The 23,858-nt window shown below is 72.3% G+C and carries 26 protein-coding genes and 1 pseudogene; 12 read left to right on the forward strand and 15 right to left on the reverse strand.

Annotated elements, in window-relative coordinates; translation table 11 throughout:
- Window positions 1-488 (forward strand): annotated as a pseudogene (locus ACZ7EC_RS30625) (DEAD/DEAH box helicase); the annotation flags it as partial.
- A 105-nt stretch (window positions 489-593) separates the two neighbouring features.
- On the forward strand, window positions 594-1,484 hold the full coding sequence (locus ACZ7EC_RS30630) for an alpha/beta fold hydrolase (RefSeq protein WP_471067774.1): 891 nt from the start codon (window positions 594-596) through the stop codon (window positions 1,482-1,484).
- On the opposite strand, the gene ACZ7EC_RS30635 is transcribed toward ACZ7EC_RS30630, so the two are convergent.
- Window positions 1,481-2,377, reverse strand: a complete 897-nt coding sequence (locus ACZ7EC_RS30635; protein ID WP_471067777.1) for an NYN domain-containing protein — start codon at window positions 2,375-2,377, stop codon at window positions 1,481-1,483. The two genes, ACZ7EC_RS30630 and ACZ7EC_RS30635, sit on opposite strands and share 4 nt — an antisense overlap.
- Window positions 2,378-2,613: 236 nt before the next feature.
- On the opposite strand from ACZ7EC_RS30635, the gene ACZ7EC_RS30640 reads away from it, so the two are divergent.
- Window positions 2,614-2,766 (forward strand): hypothetical protein, encoded by a 153-nt coding sequence (locus ACZ7EC_RS30640; protein ID WP_086805833.1) that lies wholly within the window; start codon window positions 2,614-2,616, stop codon window positions 2,764-2,766.
- Window positions 2,767-2,840: 74 nt separating this feature from the next.
- Here the strand turns inward: ACZ7EC_RS30640 and ACZ7EC_RS30645 are convergent, their stop codons facing one another.
- From ACZ7EC_RS30645 to ACZ7EC_RS30655, 3 genes are all read right to left on the reverse strand, one after another.
- On the reverse strand, window positions 2,841-3,446 hold the full coding sequence (locus tag ACZ7EC_RS30645) for a MarC family protein (protein WP_111584815.1): 606 nt from the start codon (window positions 3,444-3,446) through the stop codon (window positions 2,841-2,843).
- A 72-nt stretch (window positions 3,447-3,518) separates the two neighbouring features.
- On the reverse strand, window positions 3,519-4,376 hold the full coding sequence (locus ACZ7EC_RS30650) for a PHP domain-containing protein (protein ID WP_471067781.1): 858 nt from the start codon (window positions 4,374-4,376) through the stop codon (window positions 3,519-3,521).
- A 149-nt stretch (window positions 4,377-4,525) separates the two neighbouring features.
- The gene (locus ACZ7EC_RS30655; RefSeq protein ID WP_471067784.1) at window positions 4,526-5,176 is read right to left on the reverse strand and encodes a DUF6758 family protein; all 651 of its coding nucleotides are present in this window, start codon (window positions 5,174-5,176) and stop codon (window positions 4,526-4,528) included.
- 164 nt (window positions 5,177-5,340) lie between these two features.
- Here ACZ7EC_RS30655 and ACZ7EC_RS30660 point away from each other — a divergent pair, with 164 nt between their 5' ends.
- Entirely contained in the window at window positions 5,341-6,564 is a 1,224-nt protein-coding gene (locus tag ACZ7EC_RS30660) for an MFS transporter (protein ID WP_471067787.1), read from the forward strand.
- A 21-nt stretch (window positions 6,565-6,585) separates the two neighbouring features.
- On the opposite strand, the gene ACZ7EC_RS30665 is transcribed toward ACZ7EC_RS30660, so the two are convergent.
- A complete protein-coding gene (locus ACZ7EC_RS30665) occupies window positions 6,586-7,170 on the reverse strand; it encodes a suppressor of fused domain protein (RefSeq protein ID WP_471067790.1) in 585 nt (194 codons plus the stop codon).
- Between the two features lie 496 nt (window positions 7,171-7,666).
- Between ACZ7EC_RS30665 and ACZ7EC_RS30670 the strand changes: the two genes are divergently transcribed.
- Entirely contained in the window at window positions 7,667-8,794 is a 1,128-nt protein-coding gene (locus ACZ7EC_RS30670; RefSeq protein WP_471067793.1) for a magnesium and cobalt transport protein CorA, read from the forward strand.
- 22 nt (window positions 8,795-8,816) lie between these two features.
- Complete coding sequence (locus tag ACZ7EC_RS30675; RefSeq protein WP_471067796.1) at window positions 8,817-9,332, forward strand: hypothetical protein; 516 nt, start codon at window positions 8,817-8,819, stop codon at window positions 9,330-9,332.
- A 44-nt stretch (window positions 9,333-9,376) separates the two neighbouring features.
- On the opposite strand, the gene ACZ7EC_RS30680 is transcribed toward ACZ7EC_RS30675, so the two are convergent.
- Window positions 9,377-10,126, reverse strand: a complete 750-nt coding sequence (locus ACZ7EC_RS30680) for a hypothetical protein (protein WP_471067799.1) — start codon at window positions 10,124-10,126, stop codon at window positions 9,377-9,379.
- A 261-nt stretch (window positions 10,127-10,387) separates the two neighbouring features.
- On the opposite strand from ACZ7EC_RS30680, the gene ACZ7EC_RS30685 reads away from it, so the two are divergent.
- From ACZ7EC_RS30685 to ACZ7EC_RS30695, 3 genes are read left to right on the forward strand one after another with little or no spacing between them, the layout of a single operon-like run.
- Window positions 10,388-11,686, forward strand: coding sequence for a magnesium transporter MgtE N-terminal domain-containing protein (locus tag ACZ7EC_RS30685; RefSeq protein ID WP_471067803.1), 1,299 nt, complete (start codon window positions 10,388-10,390; stop codon window positions 11,684-11,686).
- Window positions 11,676-12,278 (forward strand): DUF1003 domain-containing protein, encoded by a 603-nt coding sequence (locus tag ACZ7EC_RS30690; RefSeq protein ID WP_471067806.1) that lies wholly within the window; start codon window positions 11,676-11,678, stop codon window positions 12,276-12,278. The genes ACZ7EC_RS30685 and ACZ7EC_RS30690 overlap by 11 nt, the downstream gene beginning before the upstream one ends.
- A gap of 43 nt (window positions 12,279-12,321) precedes the next feature.
- Complete coding sequence (locus ACZ7EC_RS30695; RefSeq protein ID WP_471067809.1) at window positions 12,322-13,455, forward strand: Mrp/NBP35 family ATP-binding protein; 1,134 nt, start codon at window positions 12,322-12,324, stop codon at window positions 13,453-13,455.
- Between the two features lie 64 nt (window positions 13,456-13,519).
- Here the strand turns inward: ACZ7EC_RS30695 and ACZ7EC_RS30700 are convergent, their stop codons facing one another.
- The 5 genes from ACZ7EC_RS30700 to sigE all read right to left on the reverse strand — a co-directional run bounded on the left by ACZ7EC_RS30700 (window position 13,520) and on the right by sigE (window position 18,460).
- Window positions 13,520-14,182 (reverse strand): hypothetical protein, encoded by a 663-nt coding sequence (locus tag ACZ7EC_RS30700; protein ID WP_471067811.1) that lies wholly within the window; start codon window positions 14,180-14,182, stop codon window positions 13,520-13,522.
- 233 nt (window positions 14,183-14,415) lie between these two features.
- Entirely contained in the window at window positions 14,416-14,871 is a 456-nt protein-coding gene (locus tag ACZ7EC_RS30705; RefSeq protein WP_471067813.1) for a sec-independent translocase, read from the reverse strand.
- Window positions 14,872-14,955: 84 nt separating this feature from the next.
- Entirely contained in the window at window positions 14,956-16,557 is a 1,602-nt protein-coding gene (locus ACZ7EC_RS30710; RefSeq protein ID WP_471067816.1) for a S1C family serine protease, read from the reverse strand.
- 116 nt (window positions 16,558-16,673) lie between these two features.
- Window positions 16,674-17,750, reverse strand: a complete 1,077-nt coding sequence (locus ACZ7EC_RS30715) for a zf-HC2 domain-containing protein (protein WP_471067819.1) — start codon at window positions 17,748-17,750, stop codon at window positions 16,674-16,676.
- Window positions 17,747-18,460: an RNA polymerase sigma factor SigE gene (gene sigE, locus ACZ7EC_RS30720; RefSeq protein ID WP_397984183.1), complete on the reverse strand. Its 714-nt coding sequence runs from the start codon at window positions 18,458-18,460 to the stop codon at window positions 17,747-17,749. Before sigE ends, ACZ7EC_RS30715 begins: the two co-directional genes overlap by 4 nt.
- A gap of 233 nt (window positions 18,461-18,693) precedes the next feature.
- On the opposite strand from sigE, the gene ACZ7EC_RS30725 reads away from it, so the two are divergent.
- Complete coding sequence (locus ACZ7EC_RS30725; RefSeq protein ID WP_397987184.1) at window positions 18,694-19,395, forward strand: O-methyltransferase; 702 nt, start codon at window positions 18,694-18,696, stop codon at window positions 19,393-19,395.
- Between the two features lie 144 nt (window positions 19,396-19,539).
- Here ACZ7EC_RS30725 and ACZ7EC_RS30730 read toward each other — a convergent pair whose 3' ends face one another.
- Window positions 19,540-19,707, reverse strand: coding sequence for a DUF3117 domain-containing protein (locus tag ACZ7EC_RS30730; protein ID WP_018544333.1), 168 nt, complete (start codon window positions 19,705-19,707; stop codon window positions 19,540-19,542).
- A gap of 374 nt (window positions 19,708-20,081) precedes the next feature.
- Between ACZ7EC_RS30730 and chcB the strand changes: the two genes are divergently transcribed.
- Window positions 20,082-20,885 (forward strand): 2-cyclohexenylcarbonyl CoA isomerase, encoded by an 804-nt coding sequence (gene chcB / locus ACZ7EC_RS30735; RefSeq protein WP_471067821.1) that lies wholly within the window; start codon window positions 20,082-20,084, stop codon window positions 20,883-20,885.
- Window positions 20,886-20,922: 37 nt separating this feature from the next.
- On the opposite strand, the gene ACZ7EC_RS30740 is transcribed toward chcB, so the two are convergent.
- Both ACZ7EC_RS30740 and ACZ7EC_RS30745 read right to left on the reverse strand, forming a co-directional pair.
- Window positions 20,923-21,495 (reverse strand): DNA-3-methyladenine glycosylase I, encoded by a 573-nt coding sequence (locus ACZ7EC_RS30740; RefSeq protein ID WP_471067823.1) that lies wholly within the window; start codon window positions 21,493-21,495, stop codon window positions 20,923-20,925.
- On the reverse strand, window positions 21,492-21,848 hold the full coding sequence (locus ACZ7EC_RS30745; RefSeq protein WP_471067992.1) for a DivIVA domain-containing protein: 357 nt from the start codon (window positions 21,846-21,848) through the stop codon (window positions 21,492-21,494). The genes ACZ7EC_RS30740 and ACZ7EC_RS30745 overlap by 4 nt, the downstream gene beginning before the upstream one ends.
- A gap of 138 nt (window positions 21,849-21,986) precedes the next feature.
- Between ACZ7EC_RS30745 and folP the strand changes: the two genes are divergently transcribed.
- A complete protein-coding gene (gene folP / locus ACZ7EC_RS30750) occupies window positions 21,987-22,847 on the forward strand; it encodes a dihydropteroate synthase (RefSeq protein ID WP_471067825.1) in 861 nt (286 codons plus the stop codon).
- Window positions 22,848-23,024: 177 nt separating this feature from the next.
- Here folP and ACZ7EC_RS30755 read toward each other — a convergent pair whose 3' ends face one another.
- Window positions 23,025-23,783: an LOG family protein gene (locus tag ACZ7EC_RS30755; protein ID WP_471067828.1), complete on the reverse strand. Its 759-nt coding sequence runs from the start codon at window positions 23,781-23,783 to the stop codon at window positions 23,025-23,027.
- Between the last annotated feature and the right edge of the window lie 75 nt (window positions 23,784-23,858).

A 23,858-nucleotide genomic window follows, 5' to 3' on the forward strand; every position in this document is an offset into this window, starting at 1 on the left:
AGCCGCGCCGCACGCGGAAGACCACCGCAGCCGCCGAGCCGACCGAGGACACCGAGGCCGCCGCTCCGAAGGCGCGGCGGACCCGCAAGGCCGCCGAACCGGTCGCCGAGACGGCCACCGCGGAGACCGCCGAGGCCGAGGCCAAGCCGCGCCGCACCCGCAAGACCGCCGCCGCCAAGCCGGAGGCCGACGCCCCCGAGGCCGAGGCCAAACCCCGCCGCACCCGCAAGACCGCGGCGAAGGCCGAGGCCACGACGGACACCGCCGAGGCCGCGGAAGCCAAGCCGCGCCGCACGCGGAAGACCACCGCAGCCGCCGAGCCGACCGAGGACACCGAGGCCGCCGCTCCGAAGGCGCGGCGGACCCGCAAGGCCGCCGTCAAGACGGCCACCGCGGAGATCCCGGCGCAGGCCACCGGTGAGCCGGAGGCCACGCCGCGCCGCCGTACCCGCAAGGCGACGGCCGCCGCGGAGGCCCCGGAGGCCTGATCCGGCGCCGCCCGCGCGGCGGCACCGCAGCCCTGACGGCCCGGTTCACCTCGGTGGACCGGGCCGTCGGCGTTCTCCCGCCACCCTCCGGTTAACCTCTCCCCCATGAGCAGGCCCGATACCTTCGTCCCGCCCCCCGGCGCCCGCGCGTACCCGCTGCGCACCGCGCGCGGGGAGTTCGCCGTCGTCGACGCCCCGGTGGCCGAGGGGGTCGAGGCGAAGGGGGTCGCCCTGCTGCTGCCCGGATTCACCGGCAGCAAGGAGGACTTCAACCCGCTGCACGTGCCGCTGGCCGCACGCGGGTACCGGACCGTGGCCGTGGACGGACGCGGGCAGTTCGAGTCGGACGGTCCCGAGGGAGACGAATCAGCCTACGCGCAGGGCGAGTTGGCGGCGGACGTACTGGCACAGGCCGCGGCGATCGGCGAGCCGGTGCATCTGCTGGGCCACTCCTTCGGCGGGCAGGTCGCCCGCGCCGCCGTCCTGCTGGACCCGGCGCCCTTCCGGTCGCTGACCCTGATGGCATCGGGACCGGCGCGGATCTCGGAGTCCCAGCAGGAGCGGGTACGGCTGCTGCGGGACGCGCTCGCCGTGATGACCATGGCGCAGGTGTGGGACGCGATGCGGCAGATGGAGGCGCCCGAGCAGACCGGGACGCCCGAGCCGGGCGACACCCCGGACATCCAGGAGGACATGCGCCGCCGCTGGATGGGCACCAAGCCCGCACAACTCCTCGCCGCCGGGCGCCAGTTGTGCGCGGAACCGGACCGGGTGGCGGAACTGGCCGCCGTCGCCCTGCCGTTCCACGTCGTCTCCGGTGCCCACGACGACACCTGGCCGGTGCCCCTGCTGGACGGCATGGCGAAACGACTCGGCGCGCACCGCACGATCATCGAGGGCACCGAGCACTCCCCCAACACCGAACGCCCGCTGGAGACCGCCCGCGCCCTCGCCGACTTCTGGGACGGGACGGGGCCCGCGGGCGAAGCCGGTTAGTACTGGGCCTGCAAGTGGTCCCAGAACCCGTCCCTGAGGGACCGGCGCAGGTCGGCCTGGCCGCGCAGGGAGTACTGGAGCAGGCCCTCCGCCTCGACCAGCAGGTCCTGGTCGACGGAGCCGGGCAGATAGGGGTGGCCGGGCAGCAGTTCGACCAGGGCCTCGCGGCCTCGGGAGGCCAGCCACTTCGCCGCGATCTGGGCGCCGACGAAGCGGACGTCCTCGCGGGTGGGCCGGGCCCCGGTGCCGGCCTCGTAGGCGGCGGCCGTGCGCCGGGAGACGTACGGCTTGAAGAACTCCAGGTCCAGGGTGCGCTGGCTGTCGACCTCCCACAGCAGCGGCTCGGCCTGGTTGCGGCCCTCGGGTGCCTCGATGCCCCACAGGTGCACGCGGGCGCCGTAGCCCTGGGCGGCCTCGACCGCGGAGACCAGGTCCTCGTCGCCGCCGAGCAGGGCGGCGTCGCTGATGGCGCGGTGCCGGGCCAGCGACTCCAGATCCGTGCGGATCAGTGAATCGACGCCCTTCTGCTGGTTGTTGGCGTTGAGATTGCCGAGGCGGACCTTGACGTCGGGGAGTTCGGCGATGGTCTGCTGCTCGGCGGTGTGGATGCGGCGCCGGGCGCCGTCGTACCAGTAGACCCGCAGCAGCCGGCTGTCCGCGAAGACGGTGCGGGCGCGGTCGATCAGCGCGTCGATCAGGCCCTCGGCGTCCACGTCGAAGGCCCGGCGGTCCTCCGTCCCGGCGATCAGGCGGCCGGCGGCCGCGTACAGGTACCCGGCGTCCACGAAGATCGCGTGGGTCGAGGGTGTCTTCGCCACCTCGGCGAGCATGCGTTCCAGCAGCTCGTTCGTACGGTCGATACGGGTGGCGAGATGCGCCAGGTCGTCGTTCATCGCCCCCCATTCTCCTCGTCGTCACAGTGTGAACACAACCGGTCCCGCGCAGTCCCAGGCGTTCTCACACAGTCACCGACCACTACTTACCGGTCGGTAGTTAGGCGTTCGAAAAATTTCTTTAGCGTAGGGAATGTTTGTAACACGGGAGGGGTTCACTCAGTACGACGCCGGATACGCATCCGGCGCGCCAAGCAGTTCTCCGCAGGAGGATGACCAGACGAAGGGAGAAGCCTGTGCGCTTCGAAATCATGCGACTCGACGAGGTCGACGGGACCACCGTGGACAGCACCGTCGTGGACGCCGCCTCCGTCAACCGGATCGTTCAGCAGGCAGCGGCAGTGGGGCAGCGCCTGTGGATCCGCCCGGCCGAGACCCCGGCCTCGTAACGGGGTTCCCGCTCAAGCCTTCCGGGGGAACCGAGCCGTGTACGACGGCCCGGTCCCCCCGGATCACCTGAGCGTCAGCTTCCGTGGATCACCTGGGTGATCCCGTTGATGATCTGCTGCACCGCGATGGCGGAGAGCATCATCCCCGCGAGCCGCGTCACCAGGACCACGCCGCCGTCCTTGATGATCCGGATGATCAGCAGCGAGTAGCGCATCACCAGCCACAGCACCACATGGATCGCGAGGATCGCGACCCACACCGATATCTGGGTGCTCACGCTGCCGGCCTTCTGCACGGCCAGGATGACGGAGACGATCGCGCCGGGCCCCGCGAGCAGCGGCATGCCGAGCGGCACGAGGGCCACGTTGACGTCCTTGGTGGCCTTCGGCTCGTCGTTCTTGCCGGTGAGCAGGTCGAGCGCGATCAGCAGGAGCAGCAGACCACCCGCGATCATCAGAGCCGGCACGGACACGTGCAGGTAGTCGAGGATCTGGTGCCCGAGGACGCCGAAGACGGCGATGACCCCGAACGCGACGCAGACGGCCTGGAACGCCATCCGCTTCTGCACCTTCGCGGGCCGGCCCGCGGTCAGGGCAAGGAAGATCGGGGTGATCCCAGGGGGATCCATGATGACAAAAAGGGTCAGGAACAGAGAGCCGAAGACGGCGATGTCGAACATGCGGAAGTACTGGCCTTGCTGAAAGAAGAAGAACTGAGGGTGTGAGCGCGCGTCGGCCGCGAGGAGGCGGCCTCAGGCTCCGCCGGCTCCGGGAACCGGGAACGCGCCGGTGGCCCGGCGGGTGATCTCCCCGTACACCTCGGGGTCGGTGGTGTAGTCGCCGAGCGCGACGGTCTTGCGGCTGCCGTGGTAGTCCGAGGAGCCGGTGACCAGCAGACCGAGGTCCTTGGCCAGGCCGCGCAGCCGGGCCCTGGCCGCGTCGTCGTGGTCCATGTGGTCGACCTCGATGCCGTCCAGGCCGGCCGCGGCCATCTCGGCGATCGCGGCCTCGGGGACCGTGCGGCCCCGCTTGGCGGCGGCCGGGTGCGCGAACACGCAGACCCCGCCGGCGGCCTTGACCAGCCGGATCGCCTCGAAGGGGTCGGTCTCGTGCTTCGGCATGTAGGCGCGGCCGCCGTCGGCGAGCCACTCCTCGGTGAACGCGTCGCTCACCGTCTCCACCACGCCCAGCTCGACCAGCGCGGAGGCGACATGCGGACGCCCCACCGAGCCGCCGGCGGCGATCCGCTCGACCTGCTCCCAGGAGACCGGTACGCCCAGCGCGTTCAGCTTGGCGACCATGCCCTTGGCCCGCGGTATCCGGTCGTCCCGGACCAGCTCGCGCTCGGCCAGCAGGGCGGGCTCCTCGGGGTCGAAGAGGTAGGCCAGCAGGTGCATCGAGATGCCGTCGATACGGCAGGACAGCTCGGCGCCGGGGACCAGGGTGAGTCCGGCGGGCAGCGCGGCGATGGCCTCGGCGTAGCCGCGGGTGGTGTCGTGGTCGGTCAGCGCGACGACGTCCAGACCGGCCGCGGCGGCGCCCCGCACCAGCTCGGCGGGGGTGTCCGTGCCGTCGGATGCCGAGGAGTGACAGTGCAGATCGATGCGCACGGTGACTCCAGACGGGCCGCGGGGACGGAAGAGGACACCTCAGGATAACCGCCCCGGACACCCGTTCTGTCACGACCGCGGCGGGGGTGCGCCCCCTACAACGATGCGCGCCCGCCCACGTGGGCGGGCGCGTCCCGGCAAGACGCCTCCTACGGCCCCTGGGGGCGCAGCAGCCGCGGCGACAGCGCCCCGCAGGGCACCAGGTCCAGCTCGGCGCCCGCGTCGCGCAGATCGGTCAGCACCAGCTCGTCGTACAGGAGCAGGCCCGCCTGTTCGGGCCACACCACCGCCCACAGCCACATGCCGAGCGCCTCACCGGCGAAGACGGCGCGGTCGTCGGGGGTGCGGTAGACGTGCCAGAGCGGGGTGGGGCGGCCGGCGGCGAGGACCTTGGCCTGGGGCGGCTTCTCGACGTTCATGTACGGCCCCGGATCCGGTCCGTCGATGCCCGCGTACCGCGCGCCGAGGCCGACGCCCATCTCCTCGGCCACCAGGATCAGCTCGCCGGGGCCGCCGAGCGGGCCGGGTCCGGAGCAGGCGACGGCGCTCGCGCGGCCGCCGCTGCGGTCGTCGCCCGCGTACGCCACCCCGGTGAAAAGCCAGCCCACCGGCAGCGGCCACGGCATCCACAGCGGGACATGCGTGCGCCGCGCCACCGCAGCGAGGGCCTCGACGCTGGGCGGGATCACGGGCTGCAGCGGAAACACCGCCCCGTGCACATCGCACTGCCACGTGTCGCTGAAGAGGCCGGGAGCCCTGACCCGGCCACCACACCGCGGGCAACTGGGTTCGCCCCTCATAGGGCTCCACGGTCCTACCCCGGCCGGTCCACGTCAAGGACGATCACCCGTCCGGGCGCCCTGACCAGGGCAAAGTAGATGCCTCTTGCATTAATTAGCACGGCTAACTTAGTATGTGTATAAGCCAACTATCTACGCGCTATCCAGCAGAACGGGAGAAGCACATGGATCCCCTGGACGCGGGAGCCGGCAGCATCCTGCGGCAGCCCAAGGCGGTCTGGGCCACGGCCGGCGCCTCCGTCGTCGCCTTCATGGGCATCGGCCTGGTCGACCCGATCCTGCCGTCGATCGCGCAGGGCCTCGACGCCACACCCAGTCAGGTGTCCCTGCTTTTCACCTCGTACTTCCTGATCACCGCGGTCGCGATGCTGCTGACCGGCTTCGTCTCCAGCCGGATCGGCGGCAAGAAGACGCTGCTGCTCGGCCTCGCCTTCGTGGTCGTCTTCGCCGGTCTCGCCGGCACCTCGGACACGGTCGGCCAGCTGGTCGGCTTCCGGGCGGGCTGGGGCCTCGGCAACGCGCTGTTCGTCTCCACCGCGCTCGCGGTCATCGTCGGCGCCGCGGCCGGCGGCAGCGCGGCGGCGATCCTGCTCTACGAGTCCGCGCTCGGCCTCGGCATGGCCTGCGGCCCGCTGCTCGGCGCGGTCCTCGGCAACATCAGCTGGCGCTACCCCTTCTTCGGCACCGCCACGCTGATGGCGATCGGCTTCCTGTGCATCACGGTGTTCCTGAAGGAGCAGCCGAAGCCGGCCCGCAAGACCTCGATCCTGGACCCGCTCAAGGCGCTCGGCCACGGCGGTCTGGCCTCGGCGGCGGTCTCGGCGTTCTTCTACAACTACACCTTCTTCACCGTGCTGGCCTTCACGCCGTTCGTGCTGGACATGACCCCGTACCGCTCCGGCGGGGTGTTCTTCGCCTGGGGCGTGCTGCTCGCGGTCTTCTCGGTGCTCGTCGCCCCGCGCCTGCAGGAGCGGTTCGGCTCGCTGAAGGTGCTCGGCGGCTCGCTGGTGCTGCTCGCGGCCGACGTCCTGGTGCTCGGCTACGGCGACCACACCGCCGCGATCGTCTGCACCATCCTGTCCGGCGCCTTCATCGGCGTGAACAACACCGTCTACACCGAGCTGGCGCTCGGCGTCTCCGACGCCCCGCGCCCGGTGGCGAGCGCGGGCTACAACTTCGTCCGCTGGTTCGCCGCGGCGGCCGCGCCCTACTTCGCGCCGAAGATCGAGGAGTGGACCGACATCCACGTCCCGTTCGCGGTGGCCGCGGTCACCGCGCTGCTGGGCGCCGTGGTGGTCGTCGTACGGCGCCGCGCCCTCACCCGCGAGGCGGCGGAGCTGGCACCCCGGCACGCCACCGAGGACGGCGTCACGGTCTTCGCCAACTGACGTGTGGCGCGGTGAGCTTGCTCACTGCAGCGGTACGGACCTGCGGACAGGATCCCGCAGGTCCGTGCCGTGTGCCAGCCACCGCTCCTGGAGGGCCTGGGCACCCTGCACGCGCTTGAAGGCGGCCTCGTTCGGGGTCATCGGCAGCAGCGGCAGGAACCGTACGGGCTCCAGCGGCTCGTCCAGCTCCAGATCCTCGACCAGGCCGCCGCCCTCGCCCACCAGGACCGAGGTGAAGGGGGCGCCGGGCCACAGCGGATCGCCCACGTCCAGGGCGGCGCCGGGCGCCACGATCAGCCCCTCGACCTGCGGGGAGGCGGCGAGTACGGCGAGCGGGCGGAGCACCTTGTCGGTGTCGGCGACGCCCGCGCGCACGGACAGGACCAGTTCGGCGCGGGGTCCCCTGAGCGGATCGGTGACCAGCGCGGTGGGATCGCTCATGGGGTGCGCGGACATGCCGAGGGTCGCGTAGCGGACGACGTCCCCCTCGGTGAAGCGGAGCACCTCGATGCGGTCCGTGCCGAGGAAGGTGACGGCCGCGCGTGCGTCCGGGGCGCCCAGCGCGGTGGTCAACCGTGCCTCGACCAGAGGAAGAACATCAACCATGCGGTGAGCATAGAACTCGTCACCGACGGGCAAAGCGGCACCTTGACAGCGAGGGCGGCTGGTACTCTGAGCCGGTGGTTAGGGGCGGCGCGCTGATGGTGCCCCGGAACCCTGGGAACTCCCTTACGAGGGACCGGCCGGAGGAGGTGGGGCTGTCATGGATCGAAGTCGACCTGGTAGTACCACTCGCTCTTTCGGCCGCTGAATGTAGTCACTGGCTGTCGTAGCCACTGACCGGTTTCCCTTCTGGCCGGCTACCGCCTTCCCGTGCGCGTCACTGTTCGGAAGAGCACTTCGTCTCGCTTTGCCTGATCTGCATCAGTTCTGCATCAGCAGCGAAATCGCCACCGCGACGGTGCGGTGCTCCCCGCTTTGTGGACGAGCCAAACGTCCTTCCCCCGCCCCGGCCGGGGAAATCTCCGGAGGACGTCCTCATTCCGGGTAGTTCCACCCGTTTTCGGCGGTCTTTCGCTGCCTGTCGCGAAGGAGCCTGCCCATGTCGATGATCCGCGACCTGCGCGCCGTGGTCCGTCCGTCCCGCGTCTCGCTGCGCAAGGCCACGAGCACGCCGTCCGCGCCGTACGACACCACGCGCGACCCCGCCACCCGGTCCGCCGTGGTCGACTGCGCCGTCTACCGCGACGGTCGGCGCCTCACGAGCGAGAAGCCGCTGACCCCGCAGGAGGCGATGCGTCTGGTGCGGCGCGACGGCGGCTTCGTGTGGATCGGGCTGCACGAACCGACGGAGGCCGAATTCGCCGGAATCGCGGGCGAGTTCGGGCTGCATCCGCTGGCCGTCGAGGACGCGGTGCAGGCGCACCAGCGGCCGAAGCTGGAGCGCTACGACGACTCGCTGTTCACCGTCTTCAAGACCATCCACTACGTCGAGCACGACCAACTGACCGCGAACAGCGAGGTGGTGGAGACCGGCGAGGTGATGTGCTTCACCGGCCGGGACTTCTTCATCACCGTGCGGCACGGCGGCCAGGGCTCGCTGCGGGCGCTGCGGCACCGGCTCCAGGACGATCCGGAGCTGCTCGCCAAGGGCCCCTCGGCGGTGCTGCACGCGATCGCGGACCACGTGGTGGACGGGTACATCGCGGTGACGGACGCGGTGCAGGACGACATCGACGAGGTGGAGACCGAGGTCTTCTCCCCCGGCCGGGGCGGGGTCTCGCGCGGTGTGGACTCCGCGCGGATCTACCAACTCAAGCGCGAGGTCATGGAGTTCAAGCGGGCGGTGGCGCCGCTGCTGCGGCCCATGCAGCTGCTCAGCGAGCGGCCGATGCGGCTGATCGACCCGGACATCCAGAAGTACTTCCGGGACGTCGCCGACCATGTCGCCCGCGTGCACGAGCAGGTCGTCGGCTTCGACGAGCTGCTCAACTCCATCCTCCAGGCCAACCTCGCGCAGGCGTCCGTGGCGCAGAACGAGGACATGCGGAAGATCACCGCGTGGGCCGCGATCATCGCGGTACCGACGATGGTGACCGGTGTGTACGGGATGAACTTCGAGCACATGCCGGAACTGCACTGGAAGTACGGCTACCCCATGGTGCTGACCTTCACGGTCGCCGTGTGTGTCGGCATCCACCGGGTGCTGAAGCGCAACGGGTGGCTGTGAGCGGCGTGGATAGGGTGGACGCATGACTGGCGAGCTGCTCGAAAGGGCTCTCATCGAGGAGGCCGCGAAGAAGTCCGGCCTGCTGTGGGTGCGGGGCGCGGACGCGTCCGCCCCGCGCGCCGTGTGGCATGTGTGGCACGAGGGCGCGGTGTGCCTGGTCGGCGACGGGCCCGGCGAGCAGCCGCTCGCGGGGCTGGCCGACGGGGGCGCCGCCGAGGTGACCGTGCGCAGCAAGGACAAGGGGGGCCGGCTGGTCTCCTTCACGGCCGCGGTGAGCGAGCTGGCGGCCGGTACGCCGGAGTGGGAGGCGGCGGTCGCCGAGCTGAAGGGCAAGCGGCTGAACGCCCCCGACGCCGAGCGGATGACGGAGCGCTGGGCGGGCGAGTGCCGGGTGCTGCGGCTGGCGCCCACGGGTGCGGTGGCCGCGTTGCCCGACGGGGATCTGGCGCAGAGACCGGTGCCGACCCCGGCGACCACCCGCCGCCCGGTCCCGGCCGCCCTCCCGAAGCTCCTCGCCAAACGCCGCAAGGGCCGCTGACGCGGGCACCGAGCAGATCCGGCAGCCGGTCCGCTCCGTCGTGGCTACGACGCCGGCAGCTGCTGTCCGTAGTCCACCGTCTCGGAGTCCGCGGGCTCGGTGACGGTGAAGTTCCTGCCCCACTCGGAGAAGCGGAGCGTGCCCGCGTTGCCCGCGCGGGTGAGGGCCAGGGGGTAGGGGCTGCCCTTGAGGGAGACGTCGAGGGTGCCGCCCGCACCGTGGTCGCCGGTGATCCGGACCGTCGGGGTACCCGCCTCGCTGTGCCGGCCGTCGGTCGCCAGTGAGCCGTGCAGTGTCAGCAGACCCGAGAGGAGGACGTCCTTGTCCGTGAAGCCGCTGAACTTCCGGTACGCGGGGTCCTGCTGCGGGACCTTCACGTACTTGCCGTCGAGCTTGGCCGCGGCCCCTCCGCCGCCCCCGCTCCCGTCGCCCTTGCCGTCCGCCTGCGCCCAGAAAGCCGCGTCGGCCTTCAGGTACAGCTGCGTGCCGACCCGCAGCAGCCTGAACGTATCGGCGCCGGAGGTCACCGAGCCGGTGCCGCCGTCGTCCTTGAGCCGCATGTCGAGCCGGTACGTGACGCCGCTGGTCACCACGGTCCCGGAGAGCCGGACCGCCGAAGCCGTCTGTGCCGCCGACCGGGTCCGCGCCTGGATCCTGTCGGCGGACAGCTTGCCGACCCCGTTCGTGCCCGCGTCCGGATCGCCGCCGCATCCGGTCAGCACCACCGCGCCCGTCACGGCCAGCGCGCACAGCGCGGTCACCGGGCGGGTACGGCCGGGGGGAATCGCAGTCACGGGTGAGGTCGCCTTTCCGACGGTTCCTGCAGCGGCGTACCGCAGCGTACCGGGGCCCCGGCCACCCGGCGGAGCCCGTCCGTCCGGACCCCCCACCAGGGCGTATCCGACCGGTACGGGCTAGCCTGAAGCGCAACCGTGCGGGCAAATCCGAGCAATTCACCGACAAAAGCAATCCCTGTCGTACACGACTTCGCCCAGTCCGATGTAAACCCTCGTCGCACACCTCGTCCGCACGTTCCCTGACAAGGAAGCAGAACCATGGCAGCCGGAGCCCCCCGGATCTTCGTCTCGCACCTCGCCGGGGTCCCCGTCTTCGATCCCAACGGCGACCAGGTGGGCCGCGTACGCGATCTCGTCGTGATGCTGCGCGTGGGCAGGAGACCCCCGCGCGTGCTCGGCCTCGTCGTCGAACTGTCCACCCGGCGCCGCATCTTCCTGCCCATGACCCGGATCAGCGGCATCGAGTCCGGGCAGGTCATCAGCACCGGCGTCATGAACGTCCGCCGCTTCGAACAGCGGCCCACCGAGCGCCTGGTCTTCGGCGAGCTGCTGGACCGGCGGGTCACCCTGGTGGAGACCGGCGAGGAGGCCACCGTCCTCGACATGTCCGTGCAGCAGCTGCCCGCGCGCCGGGACTGGGAGATCGACCGCGTCTTCGTGCGCAAGGGCAGGAAGGGCAGCGCCTTCCGCCGGGTCAAGGGCGAGACGCTGACCGTGGACTGGTCCGCCGTCTCCGGGTTCTCCCTGGAGGAGCACGGGCAGGGCGCCGAGAACCTGCTCGCCACCTTCGAGCAGCTGCGCCCCGCCGACCTCGCCAACGTGCTGCACCACCTCTCCCCCAAGCGGCGCGCCGAGGTCGCCGCCGCCCTGGACGACGACCGGCTCGCCGACGTCCTGGAGGAGCTGCCGGAGGACGACCAGATCGAGATCCTCGGCAAGCTCCAGGAGGAGCGCGCGGCCGACGTCCTGGAGGCCATGGACCCGGACGACGCGGCCGACCTGCTCTCCGAGCTGCCGGAGGAGGACAAGGAGCGGCTGCTGAGCCTCATGCAGCCCGGCGACGCGGCCGACATGCGGCGCCTGATGTCGTACGAGGAGCACACCGCCGGCGGTCTGATGACCACCGAACCGATCGTGCTGCGCCCGGACGCCACCGTCGCCGACGCGCTCGCCCGCGTCCGCAACCCCGACCTCTCCCCCGCGCTCGCCGCCCAGGTCTACGTCTGCCGGCCGCCGGACGAGACGCCGACCGGCAAGTACCTGGGCACCGCCCACTTCCAGCGGCTGCTGCGCGATCCCCCGTACACCCTGGTCAGTTCGCTCCTGGACGACGATCTCCAGCCGCTGTCCCCGGACGCCTCGCTGCCGGTGATCGCCGGGTTCTTCGCCACCTACGACATGGTGGCGGCGCCCGTGGTGGACGAGGCCGGGTCGCTGCTGGGCGCGGTGACCGTCGACGACGTACTGGACCACATGCTGCCCGAAGACTGGCGCGAGACCGAGTTCCACCTGGCGGAGAGCCCCGCGGACGACAAGGGGGCCGGCGATGCCCGCTGAGCGCGACAGCACCCGCGAGCGCACGCCCACCGGTGCCACGGCCGCCGGCCGCCCGCGCACGCCCCGGCTCGACCAGCCGAGGCCGCCCCGGCGCCGGTTCCTGCCCGAGTGGGACCCGGAGGCCTTCGGCCGGCTGTCGGAGCGCATCGCCCGCTTCCTCGGCACGGGACGCTTCATCGTCTGGATGACGATCGTCATCATCGCCTGGGTGGTGTGGAACGTGAGCGTGCCCGGCCATCTGCGGTTCGACGAGTACCCGTTCATCTTCCTGACCCTGGCCCTGTCCCTCCAGGCGTCCTACGCCGCCCCGCTGATCCTGCTCGCGCAGAACCGGCAGGACGACCGCGACCGGGTCAACCTGGAGCAGGACCGCAAGCAGAACGAGCGGTCCATCGCGGACACCGAGTACCTCACGCGGGAGATCGCCGCGCTGCGCATCGGCCTCGGCGAGGTCGCCACCCGCGACTGGATCCGGGCCGAGCTGCAGGACATGCTCAAGGAGATGGAGGAACGGGCCGGCCACGGCGGCCCGGTCGTATTCCCGGCGGAACGGACGGAACGCCCGCCGGGACGTGACGCAGACGACCGCTGAGGGGCTACCCGCAGGGCCCTCGGCGCGCCGTACCATCGTCCTTATGGCTACGGAAGACGCGGTGCGCGAGGCACTGGCGACGGTGAACGACCCCGAGATCAACCGCCCCATCACCGAGCTGGGGATGGTCAAATCGGTGGAGATCGGGGAGGACGGCGCGGTCGCGGTCACCGTGTACCTGACGGTCTCCGGCTGTCCCATGCGCGACACCATCACCCAGCGGGTCACCGAGGCGGTCTCGCGTGTCGAGGGCGTCACCCGTGTGGACGTCACGCTCGACGTGATGAGCGACGAGCAGCGCAGGGAACTGGCGGCGGCCCTGCGGGACGGCCAGGCCGAGCGAGAGGTCCCCTTCGCCAAGCCGGGCAACCTCACGCGTGTCTACGCGGTCGCCTCCGGCAAGGGCGGCGTCGGCAAGTCCTCGGTCACGGTGAACCTCGCGGCGGCGATGGCGGCCGACGGTCTCAAGGTGGGCGTGGTGGACGCCGACATCTACGGCCACTCGGTGCCGCGCATGCTGGGCGCGCAGGGCCGTCCCACCCAGGTCGAGAACATGATCATGCCGCCGTCGGCGAACGGCGTGAAGGTCATCTCGATCGGCATGTTCACGCCGGGCAACGCGCCGGTCGTCTGGCGCGGCCCGATGCTGCACCGCGCGCTCCAGCAGTTCCTGGCCGACGTGTACTGGGGCGACCTGGACGTCCTGCTGCTCGACCTGCCGCCCGGCACCGGCGACATCGCGATCTCCGTGGCCCAGCTGGTCCCGAACGCCGAGATCCTGGTCGTCACGACCCCGCAGCAGGCGGCCGCCGAGGTGGCCGAGCGCGCGGGTTCCATCGCGGTGCAGACCCACCAGAAGATCGTCGGCGTGGTCGAGAACATGTCCGGGCTGCCCTGCCCGCACTGCGGCGAGATGGTCGACGTCTTCGGCACGGGCGGCGGCCAGTTGGTCGCCGACGGCCTCACCCGTACGACGGGCACGAGCGTCCCGGTCCTCGGCTCCATCCCCATCGACGTCCGGCTGCGCGAGGGCGGCGACGAGGGCAAGCCGGTCGTGCTGACCGACCCCGACTCCCCTGCGGGCGCCGCCCTGCGCTCCATCGCGGGCAAGCTGGGCGGCCGCCAGCGCGGCCTGTCGGGCATGTCGCTGGGGCTGACCCCGAAGAACAAGTTCTGAGCCGCACGGCACGGAGAGGGGCGCCGATAACCACCGGCGCCCCTTTGTCATACGGACGCGCCCGTCATACGTACGCGGAGATGTCCTGCACCACGGCGAATCCCAGCCCGTACGCGCTCATCCCCCGCCCGTACGCCCCGAGATGCACCCCCGCGTCCGTGGTCCCGGCGAGCACCCAGCCGAACTCCGACTCCCGGTAATGGAAGGACGCGGCCACCCCGTCCACCGGCAGCGAGAGCCTGGACCACTCCGGCCCGTCGAGATCGTCGGCCAGTTCCCAGGCCGCCTCGGTCTGCTGCGCCAGCCAGTCGTCCCGCAGCGCGTGGTCCATCTGGCCCGGCCAGGTGAAGGACAGCAGCCCGACGCCCGCGAGCCACGCCGCCGACGACACGGACGTCGCCTCCAGCATCCCCGAGCCGTCGGCCACCCGCCGGGACGGATGCGCCGCGACCGTCACCACGGCCGTGAACTTCTCCCTGGGCTCGGCGGAAACGCCGTCGTGCAGCACGGACGGCGTGTCGCCGTGCCCGATCGACCCGTGCTCCACGGCCCCGTCGGAGGCCATGCCGACCTGCATCAGCCAGCGCGGCCCCGTGAACGCCTCGTCGAGCCCGTACCAGGGGAAGGGCGCCCGCAGGTAACCGTCGACCGTGCCGCGGTCGGCGGCGAGACCCTGTCCGCCCTCCGTGGCCGGCGCCGTCGCGCCCACCCGACTCGTCGTCTCCATCTGCCCGGACGCCTCCTCGCGCTCGTCGGACCGAAGCGACGGCCCGCCCCCCTTCGGGCGTACTCGTCCGGTCCGCACAACAACTCGGCAGCATATCCACACCGCTGAGAGCCGCCGGGCAGGCACTGGATCACCGGGTCCCTCGAACGGCCTGTTCACGCCGTTCGAGGCGGGCGCGCGCTATGACGCGTGTCACGCAGGCGTGTCGGGGCGTCGGGCGGGGCGGATGCGGCTCAGGTGGCGTCGAAGTCGAACGGCGGCCGGTCGTCCTTGCCGGACTCCTCCGGCTTCTTGGTCATGTCGATCTTCCCGCCGGTGGCCGGCGCGGACGGCGAGGAGTCCGAGGAGGCGGCCGGGGAACCGGTGTCACGGCCGTTCACCGCGTCGGTGAGTTCGGCCATCTCCTTCTTCAGGTCGAAGCCGTTGCGGATCTCCTGGAGGCCCAGATCCTCGTTGCCGAGCTGCTTGCGCAGGAACGTCTTGGGGTTCAGGTCCTCGAAGTCGAAGTCCTTGAACTCGGGCCCCAGCTCGCTGCGGATGTCCTGCTTCGCGCTCTCCGAGAACTCGCGGATCTTCCGGATCGTCCGGGTGACATCCTGGATGACCTTGGGGAGCTTGTCCGGGCCGAACACGAGCACCGCGATGACGATGATCGTCAGTAGCTCCATTGGCCCTATGTCATTGAACACCTGACGCTCCTTGCGATGTCCTCGGTCGCTCAACGGTACCCGGCGTTCTGGTCCGACCGGTACCGTCCCGAGGTGAGACTTGTGTCAGTTCTGCTCCGCGGTGCCCAGGACGAGTGAGACGTCCCGCGGGGCCCCGCCGCGTTCGACCGTCAGGCTCAGCCGGTCGCCGGGCCGGTGGGCGCGGATCCTGACGATCAGCTCCGCCGCGGTGTGCACCCGCTCGCCGTCCACCCCGATGATCACGTCGCCCGGCCTGAGCCCGGCCCGCTCGGCCGGACCGCCCCGGACCACGGCGGGGCCGCCGTCCGGGGCCCGGCTGTCGACGCGGGCGCCGTCGCCGGTGTAGCCCATGTCGAGGTCGACGCCGATGACGGGGTGGGTGGCATGGCCGTCGGCGATCAGTTCCCCGGCGACGCGCTTGGCCTGGTTGACCGGTATGGCGAAGCCCAGGCCGATGGAGCCGGCCTGACCGCTCCCGGTCGCGGAGCCGTTGTCGGCGGAGCGGATGGCGGAGTTGATGCCGATGACACGGGCTCGGGAGTCGAGCAGCGGACCGCCGGAGTTGCCGGGATTGATCGGCGCGTCGGTCTGCAGGGCGTCCACGTACGACACATCGCTGCCGTCGCTCTCCTCGCCGCCCGCGGTGATGGGCCGCTCCTTGGCGCTGATGATGCCCGCGGTGACGGTGTCGGCCAGGTCGAAGGGGGCGCCGATGGCGACGACGGGGTCGCCGACCCGGACGTCGTCGGAGTTGCCGAGGGCCAGCGGGGTGAGCCCGTGCACGCCGCTGACCTGCACCACGGCGAGGTCGTAACCGCTGTCCCGGCCGACGACGGTGGCCTTGGCGGAGGTCCCGTCGCTGAAGGTCGCGGATATCCGGCCGCCGGAGGCGGCGGGCGCGACGACATGGTTGTTGGTGAGGATGTGCCCGCGGTCGTCCAGCACGAAGCCGGTGCCGGTGTCCTCCTCGTCGGTGCCGGCGACATGCAGGGTGACGACGCCGGGCAGGGCGCGGGCGGCGATCCCGGCCGCGCTGTCCGGCGCCCGCCCGGCCGGCACGCTTCCGGCCTGCGCCGTCCGCGCGTCGCCGCCGAGTGCCTCGCGCTCGACACAGCCCCCGACGAGCCCGCCGACCGCGGCCGCGACCAGGACGACGACGAGCGTCCATCCGCCCATGCGGCGCCGCCGGCCGGGCCCTCCCGAACGCTCCAGAGGCACGGCACCGGGCCCCTGGAGCGGCACCGCGGCCCGGGGGTGGTAGCGCCGCCAGGGGTCGGCCTGGGACCGGTGCGCGGGTGCGGGCACCGAGGGCGCGAGCGCGGGGGGTGCGACGGGTCCGGGAGCGGACGGGGCCGCGACGGGCGCGGGTGTCGGCGCGGCTGCGGGTACGGAGGGCGCGGGTATCGGCGGGTGGGCTGTAGGCGGCGTGGGGGCGGGTATCGGCGCCGGGGCCGGTGGTGCGGGGGCGGCGGTCCCCGGTGCCGGTGCCGCCGCCGGGTGCTGGACCGGTGGGGCGGGGGCCCAGGGGCCCGGTTCGCCGTACGGCGGGGTGCTGTAGGGGTCCGGTTCGTGCAACGGCGTGGGGCGCTCCGGCCTGGCCAGTTCGAAGTCGCCGTCCGGCATCGGCCCGGCCCCCGCCGCTCCGTCCGGCTCCGCCCCCGGCGGAACGCGGTTCCCCTCGTTCATGCTCTCCCCAAGCTGACCGGGGCCCCGCGCACGGGCGGCGGCCCCGGAACATCGACTACCTGGCCGGATTCAACCAGGTCGCGGGCCGTGGCGCGGAGCGGCCCGTAATGCCCGGCTCAGGGCGTCGGGCCGGGCGTGACCGGAGCCGCCAGCGGTGACGCCAGCGGGGCCGAGGACGCGGCGGAACGCAGGGGGGCGCGCGGGGCCGGCTGCGGGCCGGTGCCGGTCAGCATGCCGGGGATCATGGGCGCCGTGGACCACTTGCTCAGCGGCAGGTCCATGGCCTTGTCCAGCGGGCGTATCAGTGGGGTGACGGCGTTGATGCCCGCCATCAGCGGGCCCACCACGCGGCCTCCGGTGCCCTGGGACTGCCCGGCCGGGGTGTCCGGCGCGCCCGGCACCAGCGGCGCGGCCACGGCGGCCGGCGGCGGTGACGTACGCCCGAGCAGCGCCCCGCCGCCCTGGGCCGCCTGCGGGCCCTGCCGGCGGCGCTGGGCGTCGGCGGACGTCGTCGCGCCCGCGCCGCCGGTGCCCGTGGTGCGGGCCGGGATCACATTGCTGCCGGTGCCGCGGGCGTCGGCGGCCGGGTAGCCGGGGATGGCGGTGGTGACGCCGCCGAGGGCGACCGCGGCCAGTGACACCGCTCCGGCGGCGGCGAAGGCGAAGCGCAGTCCGCGGGAGGCGGAGCGGCCGTCGTCCGGGCGGCCGACGGGATGGATGCGGAAGCCGCCCTCGCCGAGGGGGCCGCCCGGTCCGCCGAAACCGTTCTCCCCGCGGAAACGGGGCTCCCGGTGGACGTCGCTCCGCTCGGGGCCGGGGCCCTGTGCGCGCGCCGGGACATAGCCGAAGGAGAAGCCCCGGCGCATGCCGAAGGTGTCCGGGTCGCCTGGGGTCCGGGTCTCGGGGCCGGGCCCGACCAGCCCGCCGGGCTCGCCGTCGCCGCCGCCGGGCAGGCCCTGGAGGCGGGCCAGCAGGCTCGCGGAGGGCGGGGGCGGGGCCGCCGTCGCGAACACGCTTTTCAGCGCGCGCTGGGCGTCCGCCTCCGCCTTGCAGCGGGCGCAGGTGGCCAGGTGGGCGAGGACGCGTTCGCGCGTGTCATGGCCGAGCTCTCCGTCCACCAGGGCGGAGAGCCGGTCTCCCAGATGCTGCTCGGCGAGGTGTGCCTCGGCCGGATTCTGCCGTGATCCGCTCACGCCGTCGCGCCCCCTCCCCCCAGTGCGGGGACCCGTGCCATGAACGAGCGCCGCTCGGCCGCGCGGGCCTCCGGGGAGCGGTGCGCGAGGGCCTTGCGGAGCTGGGAGCGGCCGCGGTGGATACGGGAGCGGACGGTGCCGAGCTTCACGCCGAGGGTCGCGGCGATCTCCTCGTACGACAGCCCCTCGATGTCGCACAGGACGACGGCCGCGCGGAACTCGGGCGCGAGGGTGTCCAGGGCCTGCTGGACGTCGGCGTCGAAGTGCGCGTCGTTGAACAGCTGTTGGGGGGTGGGTTCGCGGCTGGCCAGGCGCTCGGCCGCGTCCTCGCCGAGGGCGTCGAAACGGATGCGCTGCTTGCGCCGGACCATGTCCAGGAAGAGGTTCGTGGTGATGCGGTGCAGCCAGCCCTCGAAGGTGCCCGGCGAGTACGTCGACAGGGAGCGGAAGACGCGGACGAACACTTCCTGGGTGAGGTCCTCGGCGTCGTGCTGATTGCCGGTGAGGCGGTAGGCCAGGCGGTAGACGCGGGCGCTGTGGGTGCTGACGATCTCGTCCCAGGTGGGCGGGGTCCACGCCTGCCCGTCCGCGTCACTGGTGAAGGTCGCGGTCTGGGTGTCGCGCACGGCGGAGCCGGTGGCGTGGCTGTCAGCAGCGGTGTCGGTCACGGATTTCGGCCTGCCCGCCGATCCGAGGAAGCGCCGTAGCACTCCGCCCCGGTCCTCGGGCGTGGCCGCACCTCCCCTGTCGGCTCTGGTGGTGTCCAGTGGAGCCCCTACCATAGCCACCTCGCCCGTTAGCTCCGGATAAGCGTTTTTACGAGAATTTGGTACTCGCTGGTGCGGCTCGCGCCGCTGCGTCAGCACTTGTGCGGTGCTCTGCTCCACCTCTCGCCCCCCGAAGCGTCCCCAGCCCTGTCTCTTCCTTCTAAACGCCCGGTCCCATCTGCGGGTTCCCGACGCCAACGGATACAGTCACGCCGAGGCATCCATGGGGACGACAGGAGAGGGTCATTACCGGCAACCGGCAGACGAGCTCGGCTTTCGCCGACGCCTTTGCCGCCGAGGACGAAGCACTGCTGTGGGCCCGCGACCGCGCCCTCGACGCAGGACTGCGCTCGGTGTCGCCCGGCACGGGTTCCGCGCTGCGCCTGCTCGCCGCCTCCGTGGACGCGAAGGCGGTCGCGGAGATCGGCACGGGCTGCGGGGTGTCCGGAATCCATCTGCTGCACGGCATGCGCCCGGACGGGGTGCTGACCACGGTCGATCCGGAGCCGGAGCACCAGCAGTTCGCCCGGCAGGCGTTCCGCGCCTGCGGCTTCGCCAGCAACCGGGCCCGCTTCATCCCCGGCCGCGCCCTGGAGGTGCTGCCCCGGCTCGCGGACGCGGGCTACGACCTCGTGTTCTGCGACGGGGACCGGCACGAGTACCCGGAGTACCTCGCCGAGTCGCTGCGGCTGCTGCGCGCCGGCGGCCTGGTGGTCTTCGAGGGGGTCTTCGCGAGCGGCCGTACGGTCGGCTCGGGGCCGCAGCCCTCGGAGGTGCTGCGGCTGCGCGAGCTGCTGCGCACGGTGCGCGAGAGCCAGGAGCTGGTCTCCTCGCTGCTGCCGGTCGGCGACGGGCTGCTGTGCGCCGTCAAGCGGTGACGGCGCGGCGGGGACCGCGGTGCGGCGGGCGCACCGGTCCCGGCGGGCGGGTCGGGCCCGGCGAGCGTGCCGGGCCGGGGAACGCGGCTGCCCCGGCACCGCGTACGATGCCGGGGCAGCCGTGAGGACTGACTCGTGCGCGCGTCAGACGACGACCTTCTTGAGCGCGTCGCCGAGCGCCTCGGCCTCGTCAGGGGTCAGCTCGACGACGAGTCGACCGCCGCCTTCGAGCGGAACGCGCATGACGATGCCCCGCCCCTCCTTGGTCACCTCGAGCGGACCATCGCCCGTCCGCGGCTTCATGGCCGCCATGCTCGTTCCCCTTCCTGAAACCAGCTCATCGTCTGCCGAAATGGCACCCGGCGGGCACCCGCGGGACCGAACCGGACACGCGACACCGGCATCGAACACATTGCTTCCAAGCCATTATCCCGCATCTCAGGACCCGATGACCAACATCGGTAGGCATCGCTTGGGCAACGCGCGCGAGCAAAACCACTCAATTCGGGGATGTGGCTGCGATACTGCGCCACCGCACGGACGCCCTCCGGTCATCCGGGGTCCGGTTTTCTTTGACGCAGCTCACACCCGCCGGCAGGCCCTCGGCCGGTGATCTCCGCCATGCTGTGATCGGACAGGGGCGTACCGAGCGGTACGCCGCCACCGCGAACCGGAGGGGATGCGCCATGGCCGACACCGTGCTCTACGAGGTGAGCGACGGGCTCGCGACGATCACGCTGAACCGCCCCGAGGCGATGAACGCGCTGAACGTGGCCGCCAAGGTCGCGCTGCGGGACGCGGCCGAGGAGGCGGCCGGGGACACGGCCGTACGGGCGATCCTGCTGACCGCCGCCGGGGAGCGGGCGTTCTGCGTGGGCCAGGACCTCAAGGAGCACATCGGGCTGCTGGCGCAGGACCGGGAGACCGGGTCCGGGCAGACGATGAGCACGGTCGGCGAGCACTACAACCCGATCGTGCGGGCACTGGCGGGGGCGGCGAAGCCGGTCGTCGCCGCGGTGAACGGCGTCGCGGCGGGGGCCGGGTTCGGGTTCGCGCTCGCGGCGGACTACCGGGTCGTCGCCGACACCGCGTCCTTCAACACGTCGTTCGTGGGCGTCGCCCTGACCGGGGACTCCGGGATCTCCTGGACGCTGCCGCGGGTGGTCGGGCCGAGCCGCGCGCAGGATCTGCTGCTGTTCCCGCGCAGCATCGGCGCGCAGGACGCGCTGGAGCTGGGGATCGCCAACCGGGTGGTGCCCGCGGCCGAGCTGCGGGCCGAGGCGGAGAAGGTGGCGCGGAAGCTGGCGTCGGGGCCGACGGTCGCCTACGCGGCGGTCAAGGAGGCGGTGGCGTTCGGGCTGACGCACACGCTGGAGGAGACGCTGGAGAAGGAGGACGAACTCCAGACGCGGGCCGGGCAGTCCGAGGACCACGCGATCGCGGTGCAGGCGTTCGTCGACAAGGAGAAGCCGAAGTACTCGGGGCGGTGACGCGCCGTGGGGCACCGCCCCGCGCCCCGTCGGCGCGTCAGCGGGCCACGCACGTCTCCAGGTGGTCGTTGACCAGACCGCACGCCTGCATCAGCGCGTACGCCGTCGTCGGGCCGACGAACTTCAGGCCCCGCTTCTTCAACTCCTTGGACAGGGCCGTGGATTGCGGGGTGACCGCCGGGACGTCGGCCAGGGTCTTCGGGGCGGGGCGGCCGGCCGGGTCGGGGGCGTGGGACCAGATCAGGTCGTCCAGCTCGCCGGAGGCCCAGCCGGCGAGGACGCGGGCGTTGGCGAGGGTGGCGTCGATCTTGGCGCGGTTGCGGATGATGCCCGGATCGGCCAGCAGGCGCTCGCGGTCCTCGTCGGTGAAGGCGGCGACCTTCTCGATGGAGAAGCCTGCGAAGGCTGCGCGGAAGCCCGGCCGGCGGCGCAGGATGGTGATCCAGGACAGGCCCGACTGGAACGCCTCCAGGCTGAGCCGCTCGAAGAGGGCGTCGTCGCCGTGGACCGGGCGGCCCCACTCCTCGTCGTGGTACGACACGTAGTCGTCGGTGGACAGGGCCCAGGGGCAGCGCGGCGCGCCGTCCGGGCCCGCGATGGCGGCGGTCACTGCTGATCCTCCGGGTGCCGGTCGGTGTCCGGGGCGGGGCGGTCGGCGGCGGCGCGCGCTCCGGCCAGCGCGGACTCCAGGCCCGCGATCCGGGCGTCGCGCTCGGCGAGTTCGGCGCCGAGGCGGCCGAGGGCGTCGTCCACGTCGGACATGCGGTAGCCGCGCACGGCGAGCGGGAAGCGCAGGCTCTCGACGTCCTCGCGGCCCACCGGCCGGTCGTCGGGCAGCGGGTCCTGGAGCCGCTCGGGCGCGGCGTCGGGCAGCGGGCCGCTCTCGCCGCCGCCCACCACGGCGAGGGTCACCGCGGCGACCACGACGGCCAGTGCGACGACCAGGAAGAGGAACATCACCATCGTCTCGGGGCCCCCTGCTCGGGTGCCGGCGCTGTCGCCGGACGCGGAATCTGTCAGCTCCGATCGTGCCATGCGCCTGCGACGGTTAGGGTCACTGGCGGTCGCAGTGCCGGACACGCGAGGAAGAGGTCACAGCGGATGCTCAGGCTGGGCAGGCGGGAATTCGGACCGCACGATCGGGTGATCATGGCGATCGTGAACCGGACCCCCGACTCCTTCTACGACCGGGGGGCGACGTTCCGCGACGAGCCGGCCCTGGCGCGGGTCGAGCAGGCGGTGGCCGAGGGCGCCGCGATCATCGACATCGGCGGGGTGAAGGCGGGCCCCGGCGAGGAGGTCTCCGCACAGGAGGAGGCGCGGCGCACGGTCGGCTTCGTGGCGGAGGTGCGGCGCCGGTTCCCGGACGTGGTGATCAGCGTGGACACCTGGCGGGCGGAGGTCGGCGAGGCGGTGTGCGCGGCGGGCGCCGATCTGCTGAACGACGCGTGGGGCGGCGCGGACCCCGCTCTCGCCGAGGTCGCGGCGCGCCACCGGGTGGGCCTGGTGTGCACGCACGCGGGCGGCGCCGAGCCGCGCACCCGCCCGCACCGGGTGGAGTACGACGACGTCATGGCGGACGTCCTGGAGGTGACCGTGGGCCTCGCCCAGCGCGCGGTGGCGCTCGGGGTGCCGCGGGAGTCGGTGCTGATCGATCCCGGTCACGACTTCGGCAAGAACACCCGGCACAGCCTGGAGGCGACGCGGCGGCTGGACGAGATGGTGGCCGCGGGCTGGCCGGTGCTGGTGTCGCTGTCCAACAAGGACTTCGTCGGGGAGACGCTGGACCGGCCGGTCAAGGAGCGGCTGATCGGCACGCTGGCGACGACGGCGGTGTCCTCCTGGCTCGGGGCGATGGTCTACCGCGTCCACGAAGTCGCCGAGACCCGCCAGGTCCTCGACATGGTCTCCTCCATCGCGGGCCACCGCCCCCCTGCGGTGGCCCGGCGCGGCCTGGCCTGACGGACGGGCGGACCCCTAGGGTCTTTCGTTTGGATCAGGCCGGATCAGGGAGCGGGGTCTGGTGCCGTGCGTCGCAAGGCGGAGGAGGGCGACATGGCGGAGCCATGGCAACCGACGACAACGCCGCGAGGCGCGGTGCCAGGGCCCGCGAGCCCGGCATGATCCAAACGAGAGGCCCTAGCGCGCGGCCTCCTTGGAGACCAGGGCGACCGCCTCTTCCACGTCGTCGGTGACGTGGAAGAGGAGGAGGTCCTTCTCCAGGGCCTTGCCGCTGGCCACCAGGGTGTTCTTGAGCCAGTCGACCAGGCCGCCCCAGTAGGCGCTGCCGAAGAGGACGATCGGGAAGCGGGTGACCTTCTGGGTCTGCACCAGGGTCAGCGCCTCGAACAGCTCGTCCAGGGTGCCGAGGCCGCCGGGCAGCACCACGAAGCCCTGGGCGTACTTCACGAACATCATCTTGCGGACGAAGAAGTAGCGGAAGTTCAGCCCGATGTCGACGTAGGGGTTCAGCCCCTGCTCGAAGGGCAGCTCGATGCCGAGCCCGACCGAGACGCCGCCCGCCTCGCACGCGCCCTTGTTCGCGGCCTCCATCGCGCCGGGGCCGCCGCCGGTGATCACCGCCCAGCCGGCCTCGACCAGACCGCGGCCGAGCCGCACCCCCGCGTCGTACTCGGGCGAGTCCACGGGCGTGCGGGCCGAACCGAACACGCTGATCGCGGGCGGGAGTTCGGCCAGTGTGCCGAAGCCCTCGATGAACTCCGACTGGATGCGCAGCACCCGCCAGGGATCGGTGTGGACCCAGTCGGAGGGGCCGCCCGCGTCCAGCAGCCGCTGGTCGGTCGTGCTCGGCGTCACCTGGCCCCGCCGCCGCAGGACCGGCCCGAGCCGCTGCTCGTCCGGCGGCTGCTTCTTCCCCTCGGGGTTCCCGGTAGGCATGTGCGCTCCCTCCGCTTGCCGGTGGTTCGTTCTCAGCCTAGATCCACACGGGTTACGCAGGGGGGACATACGCAT

The organism is Streptomyces sp. NPDC037203 (assembly GCF_055605065.1).